This window comes from Paraburkholderia aspalathi (assembly GCF_900116445.1).
Lineage (GTDB): Bacteria > Pseudomonadota > Gammaproteobacteria > Burkholderiales > Burkholderiaceae > Paraburkholderia > Paraburkholderia aspalathi.
In genome coordinates this window covers 1-25,142 of the sequence record NZ_FPBH01000022.1, presented here as the reverse complement: position 1 = coordinate 25,142, position 25,142 = coordinate 1, and the positions used below count along the sequence as shown (strand labels likewise).

The following is a 25,142-nucleotide window of genomic DNA, read 5'->3' as shown; positions in this document are numbered from 1 at the left end:
ATGATAGATAGCAACGTTGGAGCAACGATGGTGAAAATAAGGAGACTTTGTGAACTTGGGGCGGGAGGGCGCAGATGCGGTGCTTTGAGCGGGCACCGAACCGGGTCATACCGGTTGGGCGCCTCTGCGCGGCTGAAAGCGGGAAGGAATGATGCAGATAACGCCCGCGGTCTTCATGTCATGACCGCGGGTGTTGGAAAGCAGAACGGCGTGATCAGAACGATGTGCCGATCTGAAACTGGAATACCTGGTACTTGTCGGTGGAGTGTCTGATCAGCGGGAAACCCAGCGACAGCTTGAGTGGGCCGATCGGCGAAATCCACTCAAGACCCGCGCCGTAGCTATACCGCAGGCCGTTGGCGCCATTGCTGTTGCCTTCTGTGCCCCAGACATTGCCCGCATCCATGAAGGTGAAGACGCGCAGCGTGCGGTCCCAGCCGCTGCCCGGCAGCGGGAAGGTCATCTCGATGTTGGCCACGACCATGCGCGAGCCGCCGATCGGGTCGCCGGTCGTCTTGTCGGTCGGGCCGAGCGAGCCCGATTCGTAGCCGCGTACCGAGCCGATACCACCCGCGTAGTAATTCTTGAAGATCGGATAGGCTTTTCCGGCGAAGCCGTTGCCGTAGCCACCTTGAAAATTCAAGCCGAGAATGTAACCGCGTGAGAACGAGTAGTAATACTGCGCCTGCACATCGGTCTTGTAGTACTCGGTGTTGCCAGCCGGTGTGCCCACTTCACCATTGGCCTGGAAGAAATAGCCGCGGCTTGGCACCAGTGCGCTGTCGCGGTTATCCCGAGCCCAGGCCGCGGTGAGCGGCACGTTGTTCACCACGCTGCCGAATTCGGCTACGTAGTCCTTGTAGCTCTGCGGTGTCGACGAATCAATGGACAACCGGTTCTGTTCGAGGCCGGCGCCGAAGTAAACGGTATCGGATTCGGAGAACGGAATGCCGAACTTCAGATCCGCACCCACGGTGATGATCCGGAAACTCGTGTCGGTGTAGTAGTAAAGCGGATAGGAGGTGCGGTAGTAGACGTCGGTGATCCGCTTGATGCCGTCCACCGTGAAATACGGATCGGTTTGCGTCACGGTCAGGGTGCGGTAGGTCTTCGCGGTGTTCACGTTCACGGCGAGGCTGGTGCCGGAACCGAACACGTTATCCTGCGAAATCCCGGCTGACAACACCACCTTGTCGGTGGACGAAAAACCCGCGCCCAAGGTAATCGCGCCGGTCGGCTTTTCGCTCACCTTGACGTCCACATCGACCTGGTCCGGTGAGCCTTCCACCGGCACCGTGGTGACGTCCACGTCCGTGAAGTAGCCGAGACGGTTGACCCGGTCTTTCGACAGCGAGAGTCGGTTCGAATCGAACCACGAACTTTCGAGCTGACGCATTTCGCGGCGCACCACCTCATCACGCGTACGGGTGTTGCCGACCACGTTGATGTGACGTACGTACACGCGGCGGCTCGGGTCCACTTGCAGCGTCAGGTCGACCTTGTGATGTTCCTGATCGATCTGCGGCAGCGCATTGACAGTGGCAAACGCGTAACCGTATTCGCCGAGCCTATCGACGATCGCCTTGGTAGTGGCTTGTAATTTTTCAGCGGAGAAACGCTCGCCGGGGTTGATATTGACCAGCTTCTTCAGCTCGGCTTCGCGATCGAGCAGATTGCCGGCGAGCTTGATCGACGAAACCGTGTACGGCTCGCCTTCGTGCAGCGTGACCGTGAGGTACATCTCCTTCTTGTCCGGCGAAAGCGATACCTGGGTCGACTCGAAGTTGAACTCCAGATAGCCGCGATTCAGGTAGTACGTGCGGATGCGCTCCAGGTCGCCGGTCAGCTTGTCTTTCGCGTACAGGTCGTTCTTCGTGTACCACGAGAACCAGTTCGGCGTGGACATCTGCATTTCGTCGCGCAACGTGTCCGTGCTGAAAACGTTGTTGCCGATGAAGTTGATCTGGCGGATCTTCGCGTTCGGCCCTTCTGCGACCGAGAACAGTATCGCGACCCGGTTGCGGTCGATCGGCGTGATCGTGGTGGTCACTTCGGCGGCATAGTAGCCACGCGTCAGGTACTGGCGTTTCAACTCCTGCTCGGATTTATCGACTAACGCCTTGTCGTAGTAGCGGCCTTGCGAAAGCCCGACCGCACCGAGTGCCTTGGTCAGATTTTCCTTGTCGAACTCGTGAATGCCGGCGAAGTCGATCGTGCCGACCGCGGGGCGCTCCTGAACGTGAACGATGACGACATTGCCTTCGGTCGAGATATTGACGTCATTGAAGAAGCCGGTGGCGTACAGCGCGCGAATCGATTCCGAAGCCTTATCGTCGTCAAATGTGGCGCCCTGCTTGATGGGCAGGTAGGCAAACACGGTACCGGGTTCGACGCGCTTCAAGCCCTCGATCCGGATGTCCTGCACCACGAACGGCTGCGCTGCGTGGGCTGCCCCGCTTGTCAGCGCGACACCGACGAGCGAGAGTGCGCCGGCGATACGGCTCGTTAAAACTTGAAGATTCATCTTGGGTTTTCAGTCCTGATGCAGCGCGCGGAGCGCAGACGGGAGCGCTCGAAGGCAAGCGACGCATTCGAAACGACGTTCCATGACACTGGAAAGCGCGAAGTATAGGGACGCGTTTTCTGCCGATCGTTACTGAAAACTTTCCGACCATTCCGGCCGCCAGGGTGCGCAGCGTGCACCCGCGCAGGCTGACGCCGATTGGAGCGCGAGCTTCGAAATAATGCGTTACAGACTCAAAAGAAGCGTAGTCCGCGCGTAACCTGGCGGCGACTTTGCACTGCTATCGTCAAATTGTCGATTCCGCTACCTGCGTAACGCGATCTGGAGAAGTGGTCATGATTGAATTTTTTTCACCGGCGGTTCTTGCTGCTGTCTTGCGCGTGAGTTCCTCACCGATCTATTCAGTCCATCTTGCGATGGCATCGGTGCGCACGCTTCGCGCCGTGCCCGGCGACACGGTGAGTGAGGCGGCAGGCCGCTACGAGGTTACAGGGGAGGGCGCGCGTCATGTCTGACCCGTCGACCTTCGTGCTGAATTCGATCACCGATATGCAGTTGACGGCGGACGGTCAATATCTGCTGATTCACGGCAATCAACCCACGGCGGCGCTGCACCGTTCGGTGCTCAACGACCTGCTGGTGGCGCTGCCGAACGCCATAGAACACGCCGACCGCGTGATTCATAACAATCAGGACATGGGCTTCGCGCTGCACTGCCAGGGTTGGGAAGTCGGCCGGCTGAACGGCATGGAAATGGTGGTGATCCGGTTCCGTCTGTCCGGTAGCGCGGGGTTGTCGTTTTCGTTGCCTGCGGAGCAGATTCCCTATCTGCTTCAGGCGCTGGGCGGCGCTGCGAGCGGGGCAGGCACGCCAGCGGACCCCCGCGCCAAGGACGTCACACTTCAATAGCGCAGTGTGTATTCGCTGCTGTTCATCCTGACGCAAGTCAGGGCTTCCGTTCGCCTTGATGCGTCTGTCATCCTTTCCGATCCTTATCTGTTTTGATACTACGCGGTGTATTTCGACGCCTACGCTTAAGGCCTCTCGTTTCTTTCGTGCTGGGTACGGCTGGATGCATGCCGCTTGCCGGGCACGCGCAATTAGTCGGTGCGTCTGCGATTCCGGAACCGCTCGACGGCGTCTGGGGTCTGCGGCTCGATCCGCAACTGACCGAGCAACCCCTGCGGCCGGGCGACAAACCCGTTACTGCGGCCATCGCCGATTCGGTGACCGCGACCACCGACACCGACGTTTCGCTAAAAGGTCACGCGCAACTGCGGCGTTACGCATCGATCGTTAAAGGCGATGCGCTGCACTACGACGTCGATACCGACAAGGTCGACGCGTACGGACAAGTGCGACTCGTCGACAACGGCAATGTGTTCGACGGCCCGGACGCGCATTTCTACGTCGAAGCGAATGAAGGCTACATGAGCGTGCCGAAGTACCGGTTTCATCTGACGGGAGGGTGGGGTAGTGCTCAACGCGTCGATCTGGTCGATAGCGAGCGCACGGTCGTTCATCACGGTACGTACAGCACTTGCCAATGCGAATCCGATCCCGCGTGGTATCTGAAGGCCTCCGAATTCGACATCGACAGCGGCGGCGATGAGGGAATCGCACACAACGGTGTGCTTTTTTTCCAGGGCGTGCCGTTGCTGGCGAGCCCGTGGCTATCGTTTCCCTTGTCCGGCGCACGTCGCAGTGGCCTCCTGCCGCCGACGTTCTCGATCAGTTCGACCAATGGTGTCGACGTTGCGTTGCCGTATTACTTCAACCTCGCGCCGAACTACGATTTAACTCTGACGCCTCGCATCATGTCGAAGCGAGGCGAGATGTTGACGGCGGACTACCGCTATCTGCAGCCGAACGATTCGGGGACGATCTCGGTCGCGTGGCTGCCACACGATGCGATCACCAACACCGATCGTTACTCGATCGCGCTGAAACAGAACTGGAACTTCGGCTCGGGCTTCGGCGCCTACGTCAATTACAACCGGGTGTCGGACTCGACAGTGGTCACCGACCTTGCGTCGGGTGTTGCGTTTCCGACGGGCTCCACCACGCTGTATCAGCAGGAAGCGGGTTTGACTTACTCAAACGGGCCGTGGAGCGTGCTGGCTCGCGAGCAACGGTGGCAGGCCTTTACCAGCGACTCGACCTATAACCGCGAACCGCAGGTCAATGTTAAGTACGCGCGTTATAACGTGGGGGGCTTCGACTTCGGCGCCGAAGCGGATGCGACGCGCTTCACGATTTCGTCGGCCGATGCAACGCAAGGCAGCCGCTTCGTTTTCAACCCTTACGTCAGCTATCCGATCGAGCGTCCAGGCTGGTTCATCACGCCGAAGCTCGCATGGCATTTCGCGGCGTATGACCTGACTACGATCGGATCGGATGCGCCCGCCGGGCAGCCCAAGACGTTTAACGTCAACGTGCCGACCTTCACCCTCGATTCGGGTATGCGCTTCGAGCGAAGCGTGCGGCTCTTCGGGCAGTCGTATATCCAGACCCTCGAACCGCGGCTGTTCTATGTGTACACGCCTTACCGCAACCAGGCATACGCGCCGCTGTTCGATACGGCTACGGCCGATTTCGGGTTGGCTGAACTGTTCATGCCGAACAGCTTCGTCGGCAATGACCGGGTGTCCGATGCCAACCGCGTTACGGCAGCGCTGACGACGCGCTTCATTGATGCGACGAACGGCGATGAGCGGTCCCGTTTCGTCCTTGCAGAGCAGTACGACTTTCGTACGCCCCGCGTGACGCTCAACACAGACGATGCGATTGGCACCGTGGCGCGCACGAGTGTGATTGTCGGCGCGTCGTACAAGCTGGGGGCGGGTTTTTCAGCGGAACAGGCCGTGGAGTACAGCCAGGCCAACCACTATCTGACGAATGCGGAAGCCGGCTTTGGCTGGTCGCCGGCTTCACGGGAGGTGTTGAATGTCGCGTATCGCTATACGCGCGCCAACACCACGCTCGATTATCAACCGGTCAATCAGTTCATCGTGTCCGAGCAATGGCCGTTAATGCACAACGTTGTGAGCGTGGCGCGCGTCAATTACGACATGAGCGCCCACCGGCTGATCGCGGGCCTGCTGGGACTTCAATACGATGCGGATTGCTGGTCGCTCGGCGTGGCGTTCGAGAAATACACCAACGCCACCAGCTCGACCACGTCGCCCAGCACCGGCACGCGTGTGTTGATGCAACTTCAGCTCAAAGGCTTTTCGCAGGTCGATAACGGTCTGCTCAATCAGTTTCGCGCGAATGTGCCAGGCTATACACCGGCGACAACGGAAACCGAACCGACATCCCGGTTTAGCGATTATCCGTAAGGGGCTGCTGGACTAGTTGTGGTTCTGCGAGAACAGCGTTTCGAGCGGATAGTGACTCTTCACGAACGGCGACTTGATGATCACGTAGCTGAAGTACTTCTCGATGCCGATATCGCGTTCCAGCAGACCCTCGATGATGCTTTGGTAGTGGCTCACGCTGCGAGTGACAAACTTCAGCAGGTAATCGTAGCCGCCACTCGCCAGATGGCACTCCACGATTTCGTCGACGTCTTTGATCGCGTTCACGAACTTGATGAAGTCTTCCCGCCGATGATCGGCGAGCGTGACTTCGGTAAACACGATCTGCACGTCGCCGAGCTTTTCGAGCTGGATCTGTGCGCCGTAACCGATGATGTAGCCGGCCTTCTCCAGACGCTTGACCCGGATCAGGCAAGGACTGGGCGAAAGGCCGACCGCGTCGGCAAGCTCGACGTTGGTTATGCGGCCTTTCTTCTGCAACTGGGAAAGTATGCGCAGGTCAATCCGGTCCAGCTTGCTGTCGCTGCTCATCGTAACGTTATCGCTCCGGCGATGGGTGAGAGGGTCTCGAAGGGCCCTCTACTCTAGCACGCAGCGGCATGAATTTTGACCTTCAGCGCGGCCCGGACATCGGCTTGCGCCAGAACGTCGTCGAGGGTTTTTTCGAGGCGTTCGAACAGCAGATCGAACTCGGCCTCGGTGTACGAGAGCGCCGGCGCAAAGCCGAGAATATTGTCGCCGAACGCGCGGAAAATCAGGCGGTTTTCATACGCCGCCGCAGCGATCCGCTCGGACAGTTTCAGCGCAGGATCGAATCCGGTCTTGCTGTCCTTGTCCGATACCAGTTCGAGTGCGCCGAGCAGGCCGCGATGGCGCGAGTCGCCCACCAGCGGGTGCGCGAGCAGCGCGTCGAGGCCGCGAGCGAAACGCGGGCCGCGTGCCACGCCGTTCGCAAGCAGGCCGCCTTCGTGATAGAGGCGCAGCACTTCGAGGCCAATTGCCGCGCTGACCGGGTGCGCCGAATACGTATGGCCGTGGCCGACGATCGCTTCGGCGTCGCCATCGGCGATACCTTGATAGATTTCATCAGACATCAGCACGGCGCCCATCGGCGCATAGCCGGAGGTCAAACCCTTTGCCACCGTCATCAGGTCCGGTTCGACGTTCTCGCCCTGGCACGCGAACAGCGGACCCGTGCGGCCAAAACCGGTGATGACTTCATCGGCGACGAACAGAATGCCGAGCTTACGGCAGCTTTCGCGCATCGCTTTCAACCAGCCGACCGGCGGCACGATCACGCCGCCCGAGCCCTGGATCGGTTCGCAGAAGAAGGCTGCGACGTTGTCCGCGCCGAGTTCGGCCACCTTCGCTTCGAGCGCGGCCACCGAGGCGGCGATCAATGCGGCGTCGTCGGCGAAATCGTTGCGGTACGCGTACGGCGAGGGCAGATGATGCTGGTTCGGCAGCGGCAGATCGAAATTGCGGTGGAAGGCTGGCAAGGCGGTGAGCCCCGCACCCATCGTCGACGAGCCGTGGTAGCCGCGTTGCAGCGCGATGATGTGTTTCTTCGACGGCCGGCCGGTCGCATTGAAGTAGTGCGTGATGAAACGGATGGCCGAATCGACTGCATCGGAGCCGCCGAGCGTGAAGTACACGTGTTGCAGCGAAGCGGGCGACACTTCCACCAGTTTTTGCGCCAGTTCGATCGCCGGGGCCGAGCCGAAATGGAAATAGCTGGTCGCGTAGGGCAGTTTCTTCATCTGCTCGGTGGCGACGTCGACAATGCTTTGCTGGCCGTAGCCCACATTCACGCACCACAGGCCGGAGAAGGCGTCGAGTAGTTCGTTGCCGGCCGCGTCGCGCAGGAACGCGCCGCTGGCGGACTCGAGGACGGTGACGCCGCGGGCTTCGTGCACGCGGTAGTTGATAACCGGGTGAATCAGATGCTTGCGGTCGGCTTCAATGAGCGAATGGATCGGCATGATGGGTTCTCGTCGCGGGAAAGGGCTGTTGACCGTTCCATACTACTGACCCAGGGCAATCGCCTGCTCACCTAAACAAATGCCTGAAAAGCGCGTCCGACGCGTTTTGACGTGTGACCTCAGCATTTTCTGCTGCGGACGCTGAAAAGCCGCGACGGGCGGGCGTTTCATTCAGCGCCGCGGCGCCGCGCTCAGTGTCCCGGAGTCAGTATCCCTGGGTCCGGTCAATCTGACCGAGCATCGGCAGGCCTTCGCGATGGCGGCGCAGATTCTCGAGCACCACGTCGACGGCGCTCTCGGGCCGTGTCGAGCTGGCGATATGGGGCGTGAGACGCACACGTGGATGCGTCCACAACGGATGACCGGCGGGTAGCGGCTCGGGATTGGTGACGTCGAGAATGGCGTTGTGCAACTGGCCGCTGTCCAGCGCTGCCAGCAGATCGGGCTGATTCAGATGCGGACCGCGCCCCGTTTGAATCAGCGACGCGCCGCGCGGCAGCTTCGCGAACAATTCAGCATCGAGCAGGCCGCGTGTGGCGGGCGTGAGCGGCAACAGGCAGATCAGAATGTCGGTGCGGGCGAGAAACGCATCTAGTGCGCCTTCGCCTGCATAACAATCGACGCCTTCGATCTCGCGCGGCGAACGGCTCCAACCCGCGCAGGTGAAGCCGAACAGCCGCAGCTTTTCCAGCACCGCCGTGCCCAGCACGCCGAGTCCCAGCACGCCAATGCGGCGAGCGCTGGCCGGCTGGGCGGGCAGTTCACGCCAGATTTGCTGTTGTTGCTGATGGCCGTAGTCGAACAGATCGCGATGAATCGTCAGCACGGCTTGCGTGACGTACTCGACCATCCCTTCAATAATGCCGGGCTCGATCATCCGTACCACCGGGATATGCGCCGGCACGCCCGACAGGTCGAACTGGTCGATGCCCGCGCCGACCGAGAACACGATTTCGAGGTTCGGGAAGGTGCGGGTGGGATCTTCCGGCGGTTGCCAGGCGGCGAGGTAGCGGATCGCGGCCGGGTCACCGAGATCGGGCCAGACGTGGAACGGCAGGTTCGGTGCTTTCTGCGCGAAAAGTTTGGCCCATTGCGCACCACGCGCCGGGTCGGCTTTATAAAGGAAGGCCATGGTGGATCAGCAGATTGCCTGGTTGATGATGCCGTATTGCAGATAGGGCGCGTCCTTGCGGGCGGCCGCAAGATCGGCCGGCGTGGCATGCCGAACCATTTTGACCACCGTATCCACCCGCGGCAGCCCTAACTGCTCCAGCCATTCGGTCAGCCCGCTTTCGCCCGGCGTATCGATACGCACGAACACGCCTTCGTTCAGCGCGAGCCAGTGGCTGATCAACGCTTTGGCGCGACTGGAATCTTCTGACTCTGGGGCGACCACCGGTCCGATCGCAAAGCCCCGTCCGAAGCGGCGAAACAGGGCAAAGCCGACCAGTTCGCCGTCGCGATCGAGGGCGATTCCATCGGCGGCGCTCAACAGGGCGGGCAAGACTTCTCCGCGATCCAGACCGCTTGCCTGCGAGGCCAGTTCGACCAGCCGAGCCGTATCGCTCGAACCGAGCGGGCGCAGGCGCTCCCCAGGCGGCAATGAAACGAGGGGCGGCTGAAATGCGGCGCCCTGATGTTGGTCGATCGTGCCGATCGCGCGAAAGCCGAGCTTTTCATACAAAGGCTGCCCCGCCGTGGTGGCGTGCAGCAACGTGACCCGGCCGCCGAGTTCTTCCAGCACCAACTCCATCAACTTCCGGCCGATGCCGCGCCCTTGCTGCTCGGGGGACACGATCACCATTCCGAGCGAGGCCCGGTCGGCGCCGTATTTCCAGCACAACGCCGTGCCGATCACGCCGCTCGCATCTTCCGCGACGAAGCCCACGCCAAGTTGAGCGACGAATCTCCAGTCGTCCGGGCGATGCGGCCATTTGAGCTCGACCGTCAACGCATGCGCGGCGGGGATGTCCTCGTGGGTAAAGCGTCTGTAGGTAATCGGATCGGACACGCCGTACTCCCTGGATGGCTGAAGGCTTACGCCGTCACTTTGTCATTCGGTGCGCGGTGTGACTAGGACGATCTTTTTATCCGGGCCGCTCGAGAGGGCCGCATCGCAAATCGATGCAAAACGCCGCGTTTCATCGTGCATTACAAGCGTGTTCTGCTGCGTGGGGATTTTTGTCGGCGATATATGCCGCGCCTGCGGCTCTACGATTTTGCCATGGCGGCGGCGCGCTCGAGACGCACCGCCCGGGACCCACAGCAGTCACACAGGAGACCCTTCTCATGGACAGCTTCAATCCGGACGACGTCGCGATTCGCAGCGGGCATTTTATCGGCGGTGAGTATGTCGACGAGAGCGAGCGCGGCGGTGAGCGCCGCATCGAGGTGGCGCGCCCCTCGGACGGCGTGATCTATGCCTCCGTGCCGGTCGCCGGCGGCGAGATGGTGGACCGCGCGGTGGAGAACGCCTGGCAAGCCTTCAGAACAAGCGGCTGGGCGCGCATGGCGCCGCGCGAGCGCGCGAAGATCCTGCGCCGCTTCGCCGAGCTGGTCGAAGCCGATGCGCCGTTCCTGGGCCGTCTGGAGGCGCTCGGTTCGACGCGTCCGATTGCTCAGGCAGTGGGCTGGGACGTGCCGTTCACCGCCGAAGGTATTCGCTTCTACGCTGAGTTCGCCGACAAGGTGGGGGGAGACGTGGCCGCGACCGATCATGACCACCTCGGCATGACGATCGCTGAACCGTACGGCGTGATCGGGGCGATCGCGCCATGGAATTTCCCGCTGGTCATGGCGTCGTGGAAGATCGCGCCTGCACTGGCGGCGGGCAATGCCGTCGTGCTGAAGCCCTCGGAAATGACGCCGTTCTCGGTGTTGCGGCTCGCCGAACTGGCCGTGCAGGCGGGTGTGCCGGCCGGCATCTTCAACGTGATTCAGGGCGATGGCCGTGTCACCGGTGACGAACTGGTGCGCCATCCGAAGATCAGCAAAGTTACCTTCACCGGTTCCACGCGTACCGGCGCCGCGATCATGGCAGCCTGCGCCAACAGCGGCACGAAGCCGGTCACGCTCGAACTGGGCGGCAAGAGTCCGCAAATCGTGTTCGCCGACGCCCCGCGTCTCGACGACGTGGCGCGCCGGATCGCCGGCGCTATTACCGGCAATGCTGGCCAGGTGTGCGTGGCGGGTTCGCGGCTGCTGGTCGAGCGAAGCCTGGCGGAACCGCTCGCCGAGCGCATCGGCAAGGTCTTCGCCGAGTTGAAACCTGGTGCGACGTGGGCCGCTGGCACGACGTTGTCGCCGATCATCTCCGCGCCACAGGCGGCGCGCATCGAAGGAATTGTCGGGCGCACGCTGGAGGCGGGGGCGACACTGCGCTTTGGCGGCGTGCGAGCCGACGTTGGGGCGAATGGTGCGTTCTATACACCTACCTTGCTCACGGACGTCACCGCTCACTCCGAAGCCGTGCGCGAAGAAGTGTTCGGCCCCGTGCTGACACTGCAAACCTTCGACACCGAAGAAGAAGCGCTCGCGCTCGCCCAGCATCCCGAGTACGGCCTCGCTGCCGGTGTGCACACCGCCGACCTCGGCCGGGCGCTGCGCCTCGTGCGCGGCCTCGAAGCGGGAACGGTCTGGGTCAACCGCTACGGCCGGACTTCCGACTTCATGATCCCCACCGGTGGCTACAAGCGTTCGGGCATCGGCAAGGACCTCGGTCGCCAGGCTTACGAGGCAAACCTGCGCTTCAAGAGCGTGTTGATCGACTTGCGGCCTTGATGTCAGCAAGGACTCGTAAGCGGAAACCCGTACGCGGTTTCACGGGTTCGGCTTTCACCGGTCCGTGCAACGAACCGGCCAGAGCCGAATCCCGCAAAGCCAATACGGACGGGGCTTTCAGCCCACCCACCGCAGACTGTGCTGCGCAGCGGCCTCAAAACGCATGGTTTGTGTCATCAGCGGCGCCCTAATCAGGAACATCTATGTTTTTGCGCTGATTAAATCTTTAACAGAAGTGAGCTTGAACTGTTTTCGTCACTGAACTCAATGTGAGTTCACCACCACGATAGGACTGCACCATGATCGATTTCGAACCGAAGTACATCACCTTCGACTGCTACGGCACGCTGACCAAATTTCGCATGGCCGACATGACCCGCGAAATGTTCGGCCATGTGCTGCAAGGCGACGACCTGGAGAAGCTCGTTACGTTCTACTCCGGCTATCGTCGTGACGAAGTGCTCGGTGCATGGAAGCCGTATCGCGACGTGGTCGTCAATGCGTTGCGCCGCGCCTGCAAGCGCATGAATGTCGAATTCAATGAAGTGGAAGCCGAGAAGATCTACACGGCGGTGCCGACCTGGGGTCCGCATCCGGACGTACCGGAAGGCCTCTCGCGTCTGGCGAAGAAGTACAAGCTGGTGATTCTCTCGAACGCGTCGAACAACCAGATCCAGAGCAACGTCGACAAGCTCGGCGCGCCGTTCCACGCCGTCTTCACGGCAGAGCAGGCGCAGTCGTACAAGCCACGCATGCAAGGCTTCGAATACATGTTCGACCAACTGAACTGCAATCCGGAAGACGTGCTGCACGTGTCGTCGAGCCTGCGCTACGACCTGATGACCGCACACGACCTGGGCATCAAGCACAAGGCTTTCGTCAAGCGCGGCCACGAACCGTCGACGCCGTACTACCAGTACTACGAAGTCAACGACATTCCGCATCTGGCCGCGGAACTCGGCCTGTAAGCGACGTTTGCACATTGATCGCCTCGCTCATTGCCCATCTCAAGGACAGACCGGATGAAGCTCGATTCCTATTGGCTCGACACCGCACCGCCGCTCGTTTCGGCGTGTGAAGGTCCGGTCGAAGGCCAAACCGATGTCGTTGTGATCGGCGGCGGCTTCACCGGACTCTCGGCGGCACAGGCCTTGGGCAAGCGCGGCGCTTCGGTGACGGTGCTCGACGCAGGGCGCATCGGCGGCGGCGCGTCCGGGCGCAACGGCGGGCAGGTCAATACCGGCGTCGCGCAGGACTTCGTCGCGCTGGTTGCGCAACTCGGTGTGGAGCGGGCGAGCGCCTGCTACCGCGCGTTTTCGGATGCGGTCGATACGGTCGAGCGTCTGATTCGCGAGGAAAGCATCGATTGCAATTACAGCGCGACCGGCAAGCTGAAGCTGGCGTCGAAACCGCATCACCTGGCGCATCTGGAGAAGACGGCGGAGTTGATCCGGCGCGAAGTCGATACGGATATCGAATTAATCGGACGTGAGCGGGTTCGCAGCGAGATCCAGTCGGACAGTTTTTACGGCGGGCTGCTACAACGGCACGGCGGCCAGATGCATATGGGCAAGTTCACGGTCGGGCTCGCCGATGCCGCGGTTCGCCGCGGCGCGAAGCTGTATGAAAACGCGGCGGTCACCGCGATCGCGAAGGACGGCGCCGGCTTCAAGATCACCACCGCACGCGGTGAAGTGCGCGCAAAGCAGGTGTTGATCGCCACCGGCCCGTCGCGGCATGGTCCGTTCGGCTGGTACCGGCGGCGGCTTGCGCCGGTGGGTTCGTTCATCGTCGTGACGGAACCGCTGGCGCCGGAACTGCTGGCACAGGTGTTTCCGAACCGGCGCGCGTATACCACCACGCGGTTGATGCATAACTACTTCCGCGTGACGCCCGATTCACGTTTGCTGTTCGGTGGCCGCGCACGCTTCACGGCGTCCGAGCGGCCATCGGACGCGAAGAGCGGCAGGATTCTGCAGCAAGGTCTCGCGGCGATGTTCCCGATGCTGGCCAATGCGCGCATCGACTATTGCTGGGGCGGCCTCGTGGATATGACCGCGGACCGCCTGCCGCATGCCGGGCAGCACGATGGAATTTACTTCTCGCTGGGTTACAGCGGCCACGGCACGCAGATGTCGACGCACATGGGCCAGGTGATGGCCGACGTGATGGACGGCCACGAAGAGCGCAATCCGTGGCGCGAGTCGGAGTGGCCGGCGATTCCAGGCCACACCGGCAAACCCTGGTTCCTGCCGCTGGTGGGGACGTACTACCGCATCAAAGACATTTTCTATTGATTCTTCACTGTTGCATTTGCCATTAAAAACCACGCTGCTATCCCTGTCACCCTCGCGGAGAAGTTCGATGAATAAGGAAACCTCACAATATGACGCTCTTCAACTCGGTACCGAGTTGGAGCGCTTGACGTCAAAAGGCGCGTCGCGGCGCGGCGTGCTGCGCGCGATGGCCGCGGCCGGGATGATGTCGGTGACGGGCGCGGGTCTTCTGACCGCGAGCGGCGAGGCATTTGCGCAAGCGAAACCGAAGCAGGGCGGCAAGATCCGGGTGGCGACGCAGTCCGCATCGGCCGCCGACACGCTCGATCCGGCAAAGGGCGCGCTCGGCACGGACTATGTTCGCGGCTTCATGTTCTACAACTGCCTGACCGAACTCGATTCGCATCTCGGCGCGAAGATGGCGCTCGCCACCGCGCTGGAGACGACGGATGCGACGGTGTGGGTCGTCAAGCTGCGCCCCGGAGTGCAGTTCCACGACGGCAAGTCGCTCGCGCCGGCAGACGTGGTGTATTCGATCATGCGCCATAAGGATCCGGCGACGGCGTCGAAAGCGAAGACGCTCGCCGATCAGATCAAGGAAGTGAAGGCGACGGGTCCGAACGAAGTGACGATCACGCTCGAAGGTCCGAACGCCGATCTGCCGGTGATTCTCGCCACCTCGCATTTCCAGATCATCAAGGACGGCACCAAAGATTTCAAAACGGCGGTCGGCACCGGCCCGTTCAAGGTCAAGGAATTCTCGCCGGGCGTGCGTACGGTTGGCGTGAAGAACGAGAAGTACTGGAAGCCGGGCCTGCCGCATCTGGACGAAGTCGAACTGATCGGCATTGGCGACGAGTCGGCGCGTGTGAACGCGCTGCTCTCGGGCGACGTGCAACTGATCAACGCGGTGAGCCCGCGTTCGACCACGCAGATCAAGGGTGCCGGCGGCTTCTCCGTGCTGGAGACGAAGACGGGTCTGTACACCGACCTGGTGGTTCGCGACGAAGGCGGCATTACCGGCAACGACGATTTTCGGCGAGGCATGATGTACCTGCAGGACCGCGAGCAGATGCGCCGCGCGATCTTCCAGGGGTACGGCGCGATCGGCAACGACCAGCCTATCGATCCGACCAACAAGTACTACCTGGCCGGCTTGCCGCAGCGTACCTTCGATCCGGACAAGGCGAAGTTCCATTTCCAGAAGGCGAAGGTCGGCAGCGCGCCGATCCAGATTTTTGCTTCGCCGGCAGCAGAGGGCTCGGTTGAAATGGCGATGTTCCTGCAGCAGGTCGCGCCGCAAGCCGGTCTGAATCTGCAGGTGTCGCGCGTGCCGTCCGATGGTTACTGGTCGAACCACTGGATGAAGCATCCGCTGGGTTTCGGCAACGTCAACGCGCGTCCGAGCGCCGACGTGATCTTCACCCAGTTCTTCAAGTCGGACGCACCGTGGAACGAAGCGAACTGGAAGAGCCCGAAGTTCGACCAGATGCTGCTTGCAGCACGCGGCGAACCGGATGATGCTAAGCGCAAGAAGATTTACGGCGACATGCAGGTGCTGGTGCATGAAAACGGCGGCGTCGGTATTCCGCTGTTCCAGAGTTCGCTCGATGCCTACACGACGAAACTCAAGGGCCTCGGCTCGATTCCGCTGGCTGGCCTGATGGGCTTCATGTTCGCGGAAAACGTCTGGCTGGATGCTTGAGCTGGTCTTGCCTGACATGCAGTAAAGAAGGGTTTCCAGTTTGACGAACTGGGAAGTCGAACCCGGCAATACGCACGCCGCCTGTTTGCGGCGTGCGGCTTTACCCTTGGAGCCGACTTTCGATGAAAGCACATGCGCAACGACTCATCGCCGCGCGCCTTGGCCTCGCGCTGCTTACGCTACTGCTGGTCTCCGCGGTCGTGTTCGCCATCACTGGGCTGCTTCCCGGCGATGCCGCTCAACAGGCGCTCGGCCAGGCGGCAACGCCGGAAGCCGTCGCGGCATTGCGGCATCAGTTCGGGCTCGACCAACCGGCGCTGCAACGCTACTTCGAGTGGCTTTTTCATATTGTCAGCGGCAACTTCGGCACCTCGCTGTCAAACAATCTGCCCGTGAGCGAGTTGATCGCCACGCGCCTGCCGAATTCGCTAGTGCTGGCTGGGCTGACGGCGCTGGTCTCGGTGCCTGTGGCCTTGCTGATCGGTATTTCGTCGGCAATGTTCCGCGGTTCGCTGCTCGATCGCACGCTCAACGTGCTCACGCTGTCGACGGTAGCCGTGCCGGAATTTCTGATCGCCACCATCGCCGTGCTGATCTTCGCCGTCAAGCTGCGCTGGCTGCCGGCGCTGTCGTATCTCTCGGAGGTCCATTCGTTCGGCGCGCTGCTGCGCATCTACGCGATGCCGGTGATGACGCTGTGCTGCGTGATCGTCGCGCAGATGGCGCGCATGACGCGAGCCGCGGTGCTCGATCAGCTCAATTCGTCGTATGTGGAAATGGCGGTGTTGAAGGGCGCGTCGCCCGCCCGTGTGGTGTTGCGGCATGTGTTGCCCAACACCATCGGCCCGATTGCCAATGCGGTGGCGTTGAGCCTGTCGTATCTGTTCGGCGGCGTGGTGATCGTGGAATCGATCTTCAACTATCCCGGCCTCGCGAGCCTGATGGTGGATGCCGTCACCAACCGTGACATGCCGCTCGTGCAGGGCTGCGTGATGGTGTTCTGCGCGGCGTATCTCGCGTTGGTGCTGATCGCCGACCTGTGTCAAATCGTATCCAATCCGAGGCTGCGTCGATGATGAGCCAACCTACCAATCCCCACGTTCCTCATGTTCCCCACGCCACTACCGAGCTGTACGACCTGGGCGTCGATGAACCCGTCATCGAGACGCCGGTCGTCGAAACGGCAACGCTTAAGCAGGGCGTGTTGAAACGGCTGGTGCATCGCTTCTCCGTGCTCGGCCTGATCGGCCTCGTGCTGGTGACCTTCTGGCTGATCGTCGCGTTCATTGGGCCGCTGGTTGCACCGTATAAAGGCGGAACGCTGACGTCGACGGAGATCTTCGGCCGCTATAGCGCGGCCTATCCGCTCGGCACCGACTATCTCGGCCGCGATATGTTGAGCCGGATTCTCTACGGCGCGCGCTATACGATGGGCCTCGCGCTGGCTGCTGCCGTGCTCGCCAGTTTGATCGGCACGTTCTTCGGTTTGCTCGCCGCGGTGTCCGGGCGTTGGGTCGATGAAATCCTGAGCCGTCTGTTCGACGCGTTGATTTCGATTCCGAGCAAGGTGCTCGCGCTCGTGGTGATTGCGGCGTTCGGTTCGTCGATCCCGATGTTGACGACTGTTGCCGCTTTGGCCTATATCCCCGGCGCATTCCGTATTTCGCGCTCGCTCGCGGTGAACCTGATGGGGCTGGAGTACGTGCAGGTGGCGAGAGCGCGCGGCGAAGGCATCTTCTATATCGCACGTGTCGAGGTGCTGCCGAACATGATTCATCCGATGCTTGCCGATTTTGGTTTGCGCTTTGTGTTCATCGTGCTGTTGCTGAGCGGGCTGAGTTTCCTCGGTCTTGGCGTGCAGCCGCCAAATGCCGATTGGGGTTCGCTTGTGCGCGAGAACATCGGCGGTCTGTCCGAGGGCGCGCCTGCCGTTCTGATGCCGGCCGTTGCGATTGCGACGCTGACCATCGGCATGAATCTGCTGATCGACAACTTGCGGCGTCGTGGCCGTAGCCATGGAGGTGCATGATGGCTGATCGGGACATGATTGAAGTGAAGGGGCTGCGGGTTGTCGCCGGTGCCGCGCCGGGGCCGGTGACGGAGATCGTCAAGGGCGTCGATTTTTCGGTGAAGAAGGGCGAGGTCCTGGCGTTGATCGGCGAGTCCGGCTCGGGCAAGACGACCATCGCGTTGTCCTTGCTCGGCTATGCGCGGGCAGGATGTTCGATCAGCAGCGGCTCGGTGCGCGTCGGCGAGGTGGATGTGCTGTCGCTCGACGCGAAGGGCCGTCGCGCATTGCGGGCACGGACTGTGGCGTATGTCGCGCAGAGTGCGTCGGCAGGCTTCAATCCGGCGCGCACGATCATGGATCAGGTGACCGAGCCGGCATTGCTGCATCACCTGATGACGAAAGACGCGGCGCGCGCGAAAGCGATCGACCTGTTTCGCGCGTTGGCGCTGCCCGCGCCGGAGACGATCGGCGAGCGGTATCCGCATCAAGTGTCCGGCGGCCAGTTGCAGCGCTTGATGGCCGCGATGGCGTTGATCACCGATCCCGCTGTGGTGGTGTTCGACGAGCCGACCACCGCGCTCGATGTCACCACGCAGATCGAAGTGCTCGCGGCCTTCAAGAAAGTGATCCGCGAACTCGGCACGACCGCCGTGTACGTGTCGCACGATCTGGCTGTGGTCGCGCAGATGGCGGACCGCATCGTCGTGCTGAATGGCGGCGCGGTGAAGGAGAACGGCGTGGTCGCGCAAGTGCTTGATGCGCCGGTGGATACTTATACGCGTCAACTGCTTGCCGCTACGCGCCGTCCGGAAGCGGAGCTGGAGACGCCGAAGAATCTCGGCAAGCACATTCCGCCGCTACTCGAAATTCGCGGACTCTCGGCGGGTTACGGACGTATCGATCGCTTCGGCAATCCCGCCGTGCGCGTGCTCGACGACGTCAGTTTGTCAATCCCGCGCGGCAGCACGCTCGGCGTGATCGGTGAATCCGGCTCCGGCAAGACAACGCTCGCGCGCGTGGTGGCGGGTCTTGTCGATCGTGCGGGCGGCGAAGTGTTGTTCGACGGCAAGCCGTTGCCCGCACAACTGTCGCGCCGCACGCCGGAGCAGTATCGGCAGATCCAGATCGTGTTTCAGAACGCGGATACGGCGCTGAACCCGAGCCATTCGATCGCAGATATTCTGGGCCGTCCACTCGCGTTCTATCACCATCTGAGTGGCTCGGCTGCGAAGAAACGCATGTTGGAGCTGCTCGATCTGGTGAAGCTGCCGGCGTCGATTGCCACGCGCACGCCTGCCGGACTGTCCGGCGGCCAGAAGCAGCGCGTGAATCTGGCGCGCGCGCTGGCGGCCGATCCTGCGTTGATTCTCTGCGACGAAGTGACCTCCGCGCTCGATACGGTGGTCGGCGCGGCGATCCTCGACCTGCTGGCCGAATTGCGCCGTGAACTCGGCGTGTCGTACATGTTCATCAGCCACGACATCTCGACCGTGCGGGCGATCTGCGACGAAGTGGTCGTGCTGTACGCGGGGCATCGCGTGGAAGCCGGGCAGCGCGATGTGCTCGCGGCGCCGCCGTATCACCCGTACACGGAATTGCTGGTGGATTCGGTGCCCGCTTTGAAACCGGGCTGGCTCGATGCGCGCCGCGAGATCGGTTGCGCCACGTTGCCGGCGATGGGTGAGAGCGCGGATATTCCCGAGTTGTGCGCGTTTCGCGCGCGCTGCCCAGTGCGTATCGACGGCATGTGCAATATGACGCCGCCGTCCCTTAAGAAATTGCCTTCGGGCGCGGAGATTCTTTGCCATCATCCGGCCGCCGAGTTGAATCGCTTGCAGACCGAAGAGGCGGCCCCGGTATGAACGGACGATTTGTGCGACTCGCGGAGACGGGGCGCAAGACGTTTCCGATTACCGTGGACGGCGTCGTGCGCGAAGCCGCCGAGGGCGACACCTTGATGGTTGCCTTGCTGACCGGCGTGAGCACGTTGCGCGATTCCGAATTCGGCGATGGCCGCCGCGCCGGTTTTTGTTTGATGGGTGCGTGCCAGGATTGCTGGGTCTGGACCGCACAAGGCGAACGCATGCGGGCGTGCAGTACGCCTGCGGCGCCGGGCATGTCGATCGTGACGAAGCTGGCCGAAGCCGCGGAGGGTGTATGGCCCCGCGTGTAGTGATCATCGGCACCGGGCCGGCGGGCGTGCGCGCTGCAGAGGCGCTGGTTGAAGCGGGGCTGCGGCCGACGGTTATCGATGAAGGGCGGCGTGACGGTGGCCAGATCTATCGGCGGCAACCGGAAGGGTTTTCGCGCAGCTACGAGACCTTGTACGGCACCGAAGCTGAACGCGCCGCTTCGCTGCACGAAAGCTTCGATGCGCTGAAGGGCAAGATCGATTATCTGCCGGAAACGCTGGTCTGGAATATTTCGCCGAACACCGTGCATCTGGCAAGCGGCACGCGCTACCAGACGCTAAGGTTCGATTCCCTGATCGTTTGCAGCGGCGCGACGGACCGGCTGATGCCGGTCAAGGGCTGGCACCAGGCCGGCACATATAGCCTCGGTGGCGCGCAGGTTGCGCTGAAATCTCAGGGCTGTGCGATCGGTTCGCGCATCGTGATGATGGGCAGCGGCCCGCTGCTGTATCTCGTTGCCGCACAATACGTGAAGGCGGGCGCACAGGTGGCCGCCGTGCTCGATACGTCGACGTTCATGCAGCGTGTGGCTGCGCTGCCGCGTTTGCTGGCGATTCCTGCCGCGCTCAAAAAGGGTATTGCGTTGACGCGTGTGCTCGCAAAGGCTCGCGTGCTGGTATATCGCGGCGTGCAGCCTTTGGAGATTCAAGGTTCGCCGCAAGAGGGCGTGAGCGGCGTCGTGGTTGCGTTGCCCGGCGGCGAACGCTTGGCGCTGGCGTGCGATGCCGTTGCGCTCGGTTATCACCTGCGTCCCGAGACGCAGCTTGCGGACCTCGCGGGGTGCCGCTTCCTGTTCGACGAAAACACGCAGCAGTGGCTTCCGCAAATCGACGACGACGGCCGTAGCAGCATCAAGGGCGTCTACCTCGCGGGAGACGGCGCAAGAGTGCGCGGTGCGGACGCAGCCGAACGTTCGGGCCGTCTCGCGGCCTTGGCGGCGTTGCGCGATCACGGCATGCATGTTGGAGGCGTCGAGCAGTTGCGCGCCGAACTCGCACGTTTCACGCGCTTTGCCGCGGGCTTGCGCGAAGCCTTTCCGTGGCCGGCGAAATTCGCCGCGTCCTTGCCGGATGAAACGATCGTCTGCCGTTGTGAAGCGATTACAGCCGGCGAGTTGCGTCGTGTGGTGCACGCGACCGGCGCGCAGGAAGCCAATCGCGCCAAGGCGTTTTCGCGCGTCGGCATGGGCCGCTGCCAGGGGCGTTATTGCGGTCACGCAGGCGCTGAGATCATTGCGGCGGCGGCTTGTGTGCCGTTGTCCTCGGTGGGACGGCTGCGCGGCCAGGCGCCCGTTAAACCGCTACCTGTGGCGCTTACCGAAGAGGTGAGCGAATGAGTACGACGACTACAAACGAAGCCGATGTGATCGTGATCGGTGGCGGCATCATGGGGACGACGACCGCCTTCTTCCTGCGTCAGCGTAAGCGTTCGGTGATCCTGCTCGAACGTGGGCTCACGGGACAACAGGCGAGTGGCGTGAACTTCGGCGGCATCCGGCGGCAGGGTCGCGCGTTGCCACAACTGGCGATGGCGAATCGCGCGCTGCGCACATGGCAACGCTCCACGGAACTGCTCGGTGAGGACATCGAGTTTCTGGCGTCGGGGCACACACGTGTGTGCTACCACCAGAAAGACGTGGAGAACTTCGATCAATATGCGATCGACGCCCGCGCTTATGGTCTTGACCTCAAGGTGCTGCACGGCGACGCCATGTTCCAGCGCTTTCCGTTTCTCGGGCGCGAGGTGCTGGCGGCATCGATTTCGCCACTCGATGGCCACGCCAATCCGCGTCTCGCAGCACCTGCATTTGGTCGTGCGGCCGCGCGGCTTGGCGCCCAGGTGATCGAGAACACCGAGATCGTGCGTGTTGAAAAAGAAGGTGAGCGGTTTCGCGTGGAGAGCGCGGGCGGCGAGGTGTATTGGGCCGCGCAACTCGTGATCTGCGCGGGCGCCTGGGCGAGCCGTCTCACCGAACAGTTCGGCGAACCCGTTCCGCTTGTCGCGAGCGGACCGCAGATGGCCGTGACCGAGCCGGTGCCGTATGTGTTCAAGTCGTCGATGGGTGTGTTCACATCGATCAAGGAAGAGAGCATCTATTTTCGCCAGATTCCGCGCGGCAATATCATTCTCGGCGGCGGTCCCGCTGGGCCGGCGGATGCCGTGACGTGCCGCGCATCGGTCCTGCCGCGCAATACCGTGCGGCAAGTCGCACAGTTGCGGCGGCTCGTGCCCGCGATGGTGCCGCTGCATGTGATTCGCGTGTGGAGCGGCGTGGAAAGTTATCTGACGGACGGTGAGCCGGTGATCGGGCCGAGCAGCAAGGTCGACGGTCTTTACTACGCGTTCGGTTTTTGCGGGTCCGGTTTTCAGATCGGTCCGGGTGTTGGCGAGACGCTGGCCGAGCTCGTCGATACAGGTCGTACGGACATTCCCCTCGACGTGTTTTCCGTCACCCGGTTCGCGAGGCAAGCCGCGCCCCGCTCGACTATCGCGACGTCATGAAACAGTCCATCAGCCTCAATGCCGCCCGGGCGTTTATCGAAGCCCATTTCGACGAGCCGGTGACGCTCGCGCAACTCGCCGCGCTGTCCGCGCTCAGCGTGTCGCGCTTTGCGACGGTGTTTCGTCAGCAGTATGGTTCGTCGCCTTATCGCTATCTGTGCGGGTTGCGGATTCAGCGGGCGCAGACTCTGTTGCTCGAAGGTGTGCCGGGATCGGTTGTTGCCACGGAGGTGGGATTCTTCGATCAAAGCCACTTCGGCCGGCATTTCAAGCGATGCTGCGGGATGACGCCCAGCATGTTCATCGCGCGCGCTGGCGCGAACGCGGCGAAGAATGCAGTGAAGCACGGTGGTGTCGTTCAGGCTACTGCGCCGCGTTCAGCTTCCGCCATAACGTCGTCTTGCTGATGCCGAGCGCCTGGCAAACCGCATCGCGATCGCCGTCGCAGGCGGCGAGGGCGGCGCGGATTTCGTCTGCTTCCACGTGACGGCTGCGCTCGCGTAACGTTAGCGCTGCTTTCTTCGTGCGCGTGTGGGGTTGATCGAAGATTTCAGGTGCGACGGTGCGCAGAACCTCGCGCGTGAAGAGGGTTTCTGGTGCGCTGTTTGAATCCGTGCCCGTGCCCATATCCGCATCTGCCAGTTCAACCGCAATCCGCTCGATCACGTTCTGTAGTTCACGCACGTTTCCCGGCCACGTGTGACGCTTAAACGGCTCGCTGAGACTAGCGAGAACGCGCTTCGCCGCATCCGCATCGGGCAGGCGAGCCGCCAGTCTCGGCTCACGCGACGCCGCCTGCAGCAACAGTTCGATCGCGAGCGGCAGCAGATCGTTTGGCCGCTCACGCAGCGGCGGCAGTGCGATGCTCAGAATGTTGAGCCGGTAGTAAAGATCGGCGCGAAAACTGCCGACCTCGATGCCCTCGGTCAACGCACGATGCGTCGCCGCGACGACCCGGATGTCCACTCGCGTCGGCTCCGTCGAGCCAAGCCGCACGACTTCACGTTCCTGCAGTACGCGCAATAATCGGCTCTGCAACGACAGCGGCATTTCGGCGATTTCATCGAGAAACAGCGTGCCGCGGTGCGCCACTTCGATCAGCCCCGCCTTGCCGCCTTTGCGTGCGCCGGTGAACGCGCCTTCCTCATAGCCGAACAACTCGCTCTCGAGCAAGGCCTCAGGAAACGCGCCGCAATTGATGGCGACGAAGGCGAAGTCGCGCCTCGCGCTCAGCTGATGCATGCTCTGCGCGACCATCTCCTTGCCGGTGCCGCTTTCGCCGAGAATCAGCACGGTGGCGTCCGATTTGGCGTAGCGCTGCACGAGCGTGCGGACCCGTTCGATCGAATCGGATACACCGACGATATCGCCAAGCTGATAACGCGCGCTGAACTGCTGCACGCGTTGCCGCGAGCGCAAGGTGCGGTCGAGCCGTTCGACCGCGCGCGATTCCTGAAACGTCAGCACGGTGCCTGCCGCCGAGCTGCTGCTCGCGAGCGGCCCGCGATGCACGATGTAGCTCGCGCCACGCACCGTGCAGAACGTGTCGCCGTCCGCGTCCGGCAAGCTGCCGGCGAGATCCGGTGCGAGATCGAGCAGCGCGCGGCCCACGGCCTGTGCTGCATCGATGCCGAGGACGCTGGCAAGCCGCTGGTTCATCGCTTCGACGCGTCCTTGCGCATCGAGTGCGACGACGCCGTCGCGCAGATGCTGCAGCAGATTGTCGAGCCGTTGACGCCGAACCGTTTCGCGGCGGGTGGCCTGTGCGACTTCGAGTGCGGTATCGAACGCAGCGCGTACCGAGGCGCGTGAGTACAGAAACACCGCGCCCATGCCGGCGTTCGCCGCGAGATCGGCGATGAGCCCCGGGCCGACCACGGCCTGGATGCCGCGATCGCGCAGGTCGAGAACGACACTCTCCGCATCCTGCGCCGATTGATACGACGCAAAGGTCACGTCGATGCCGTACGCGGCGATGAAACGCCGCACTTCGTCTGGCGTGTTGCCGTGCGTGACGAGTGCGACTTTGGCGCCGTCGCGCCGCGCTCGCGCGAGCGCGTGCATCACGTCGAAGCCGGTTGGACCGATCAGCACGACCGGTACGCTGACGCGCGTTTTCAGATACGCGCCGTTGGAGCCGCCGGCAATCACGACATCCGGACGCCCGGCACCGACCGCGTCGATCTCATGCACGGCGTCTTCGAAGCCATGCGCGACGATGCGCAGATCGGCGCGTTCGACGTACTCGCCGGCAATGTCGAAAAACAGATCACGCAGACGGCTGATGCTGACGGCCCAGATACGAGGGCGCTGCGCGGGGTCGAAGGGGGGCGTGCTCACGGCGGGGCTCGTTGTCTGGAGAGAGGCGGGAAGGGCGAGAAGTCCGCCTATTATGCACCTGTCGTTTTCGAATTTGAAATATGCGATTTCACTTGTGAAATCGGGTGGCTCTATGGCCGGGACAGGATTTTTTGTTAAATCAGGCACTTAGCGGCGTGCGTTCCGCATGGCCCATTCTTTGCGTTATAGCCTCCGTTTTCACCGGTTCCCGCATCGAAACCCCGCAAGACAAGCTCAGCGCGCTAATTGCCGCACGAACGCAACCCCCGCAGTTGGAGACGAAATTATGAGTGAAGCCGATAACAGCACGCCGAACGCAGGCGCCTTCAAACCGAAGAAATCCGTTGCGCTGTCCGGCGTGACGGCTGGCAACACTGCCCTTTGTACGGTCGGCAAGACCGGCAACGACCTGCATTACCGCGGCTACGACATTCTCGACATCGCCGGTGCCTGCGAATTCGAAGAGATCGCGTATCTGCTGGTCCACGAAAAGCTGCCGACGCAGGCTGA

The 25,142-nt window shown here is 62.3% G+C and carries 21 protein-coding genes; 15 read left to right on the top strand and 6 right to left on the bottom strand.

Annotated elements, in window-relative coordinates:
* Positions 1 to 214: 214 nt before the first annotated feature.
* Positions 215 to 2,524 (bottom strand): outer membrane protein assembly factor BamA, encoded by a 2,310-nt coding sequence (gene bamA, locus BM438_RS28465; protein ID WP_208620716.1) that lies wholly within the window; start codon positions 2,522 to 2,524, stop codon positions 215 to 217.
* A 335-nt stretch (positions 2,525 to 2,859) separates the two neighbouring features.
* Here bamA and BM438_RS28460 point away from each other — a divergent pair, with 335 nt between their 5' ends.
* From BM438_RS28460 to BM438_RS28450, 3 genes are all read left to right on the top strand, one after another.
* The gene (locus BM438_RS28460) at positions 2,860 to 3,039 is read left to right on the top strand and encodes a hypothetical protein (RefSeq protein WP_093641205.1); all 180 of its coding nucleotides are present in this window, start codon (positions 2,860 to 2,862) and stop codon (positions 3,037 to 3,039) included.
* Positions 3,032 to 3,433 carry a hypothetical protein gene (locus BM438_RS28455; RefSeq protein ID WP_093641202.1) on the top strand — a complete coding sequence of 134 codons (402 nt, stop codon included), beginning with the start codon at positions 3,032 to 3,034 and terminating at the stop codon, positions 3,431 to 3,433. The genes BM438_RS28460 and BM438_RS28455 overlap by 8 nt, the downstream gene beginning before the upstream one ends.
* 146 nt (positions 3,434 to 3,579) lie before the next feature.
* Complete coding sequence (locus BM438_RS28450) at positions 3,580 to 5,865, top strand: LPS-assembly protein LptD (protein WP_208620715.1); 2,286 nt, start codon at positions 3,580 to 3,582, stop codon at positions 5,863 to 5,865.
* A gap of 12 nt (positions 5,866 to 5,877) precedes the next feature.
* Here the strand turns inward: BM438_RS28450 and BM438_RS28445 are convergent, their stop codons facing one another.
* From BM438_RS28445 to BM438_RS28430, 4 genes are all read right to left on the bottom strand, one after another.
* Positions 5,878 to 6,375, bottom strand: a complete 498-nt coding sequence (locus BM438_RS28445; protein ID WP_054039304.1) for an Lrp/AsnC family transcriptional regulator — start codon at positions 6,373 to 6,375, stop codon at positions 5,878 to 5,880.
* Positions 6,376 to 6,428: 53 nt separating this feature from the next.
* Entirely contained in the window at positions 6,429 to 7,826 is a 1,398-nt protein-coding gene (locus BM438_RS28440) for an aspartate aminotransferase family protein (RefSeq protein ID WP_093641196.1), read from the bottom strand.
* Positions 7,827 to 8,031: 205 nt separating this feature from the next.
* Positions 8,032 to 8,958 carry a 2-hydroxyacid dehydrogenase gene (locus tag BM438_RS28435; RefSeq protein ID WP_093641193.1) on the bottom strand — a complete coding sequence of 309 codons (927 nt, stop codon included), beginning with the start codon at positions 8,956 to 8,958 and terminating at the stop codon, positions 8,032 to 8,034.
* Positions 8,959 to 8,964: 6 nt separating this feature from the next.
* A complete protein-coding gene (locus BM438_RS28430; protein WP_093641190.1) occupies positions 8,965 to 9,837 on the bottom strand; it encodes a GNAT family N-acetyltransferase in 873 nt (290 codons plus the stop codon).
* A 278-nt stretch (positions 9,838 to 10,115) separates the two neighbouring features.
* Here BM438_RS28430 and BM438_RS28425 point away from each other — a divergent pair, with 278 nt between their 5' ends.
* The 11 genes from BM438_RS28425 to BM438_RS28375 all read left to right on the top strand — a co-directional run bounded on the left by BM438_RS28425 (position 10,116) and on the right by BM438_RS28375 (position 22,699).
* Entirely contained in the window at positions 10,116 to 11,606 is a 1,491-nt protein-coding gene (locus BM438_RS28425; protein WP_093641188.1) for an aldehyde dehydrogenase family protein, read from the top strand.
* Between the two features lie 299 nt (positions 11,607 to 11,905).
* On the top strand, positions 11,906 to 12,574 hold the full coding sequence (locus BM438_RS28420; RefSeq protein ID WP_093641185.1) for a haloacid dehalogenase type II: 669 nt from the start codon (positions 11,906 to 11,908) through the stop codon (positions 12,572 to 12,574).
* A 54-nt stretch (positions 12,575 to 12,628) separates the two neighbouring features.
* Positions 12,629 to 13,903, top strand: a complete 1,275-nt coding sequence (locus BM438_RS28415) for an NAD(P)/FAD-dependent oxidoreductase (protein WP_093641183.1) — start codon at positions 12,629 to 12,631, stop codon at positions 13,901 to 13,903.
* Between the two features lie 67 nt (positions 13,904 to 13,970).
* Positions 13,971 to 15,587 carry an ABC transporter substrate-binding protein gene (locus tag BM438_RS28410; RefSeq protein WP_093641180.1) on the top strand — a complete coding sequence of 539 codons (1,617 nt, stop codon included), beginning with the start codon at positions 13,971 to 13,973 and terminating at the stop codon, positions 15,585 to 15,587.
* 122 nt (positions 15,588 to 15,709) lie between these two features.
* Positions 15,710 to 16,663, top strand: coding sequence for an ABC transporter permease (locus BM438_RS28405; protein ID WP_093641177.1), 954 nt, complete (start codon positions 15,710 to 15,712; stop codon positions 16,661 to 16,663).
* On the top strand, positions 16,660 to 17,616 hold the full coding sequence (locus tag BM438_RS28400; protein ID WP_093641174.1) for an ABC transporter permease: 957 nt from the start codon (positions 16,660 to 16,662) through the stop codon (positions 17,614 to 17,616). Before BM438_RS28405 ends, BM438_RS28400 begins: the two co-directional genes overlap by 4 nt.
* Positions 17,616 to 19,460 carry an ABC transporter ATP-binding protein gene (locus BM438_RS28395; RefSeq protein ID WP_093641171.1) on the top strand — a complete coding sequence of 615 codons (1,845 nt, stop codon included), beginning with the start codon at positions 17,616 to 17,618 and terminating at the stop codon, positions 19,458 to 19,460. The genes BM438_RS28400 and BM438_RS28395 overlap by 1 nt, the downstream gene beginning before the upstream one ends.
* Entirely contained in the window at positions 19,457 to 19,771 is a 315-nt protein-coding gene (locus BM438_RS28390) for a (2Fe-2S)-binding protein (RefSeq protein ID WP_054039288.1), read from the top strand. The genes BM438_RS28395 and BM438_RS28390 overlap by 4 nt, the downstream gene beginning before the upstream one ends.
* On the top strand, positions 19,756 to 21,126 hold the full coding sequence (locus BM438_RS28385; RefSeq protein WP_093641168.1) for an FAD/NAD(P)-dependent oxidoreductase: 1,371 nt from the start codon (positions 19,756 to 19,758) through the stop codon (positions 21,124 to 21,126). The genes BM438_RS28390 and BM438_RS28385 overlap by 16 nt, the downstream gene beginning before the upstream one ends.
* On the top strand, positions 21,123 to 22,292 hold the full coding sequence (locus BM438_RS28380; protein WP_093641165.1) for an NAD(P)/FAD-dependent oxidoreductase: 1,170 nt from the start codon (positions 21,123 to 21,125) through the stop codon (positions 22,290 to 22,292). Before BM438_RS28385 ends, BM438_RS28380 begins: the two co-directional genes overlap by 4 nt.
* Positions 22,289 to 22,699, top strand: a complete 411-nt coding sequence (locus BM438_RS28375; RefSeq protein ID WP_093641162.1) for a helix-turn-helix domain-containing protein — start codon at positions 22,289 to 22,291, stop codon at positions 22,697 to 22,699. The genes BM438_RS28380 and BM438_RS28375 overlap by 4 nt, the downstream gene beginning before the upstream one ends.
* Here the strand turns inward: BM438_RS28375 and prpR are convergent.
* Entirely contained in the window at positions 22,656 to 24,632 is a 1,977-nt protein-coding gene (gene prpR / locus BM438_RS28370; RefSeq protein WP_093641159.1) for a propionate catabolism operon regulatory protein PrpR, read from the bottom strand. The genes BM438_RS28375 and prpR overlap by 44 nt on opposite strands.
* A 286-nt stretch (positions 24,633 to 24,918) precedes the next feature.
* On the opposite strand from prpR, the gene BM438_RS28365 reads away from it, so the two are divergent.
* On the top strand, positions 24,919 to 25,142 hold a 224-nt coding region (locus BM438_RS28365), incomplete at its 3' end, for a citrate/2-methylcitrate synthase (protein ID WP_279630563.1).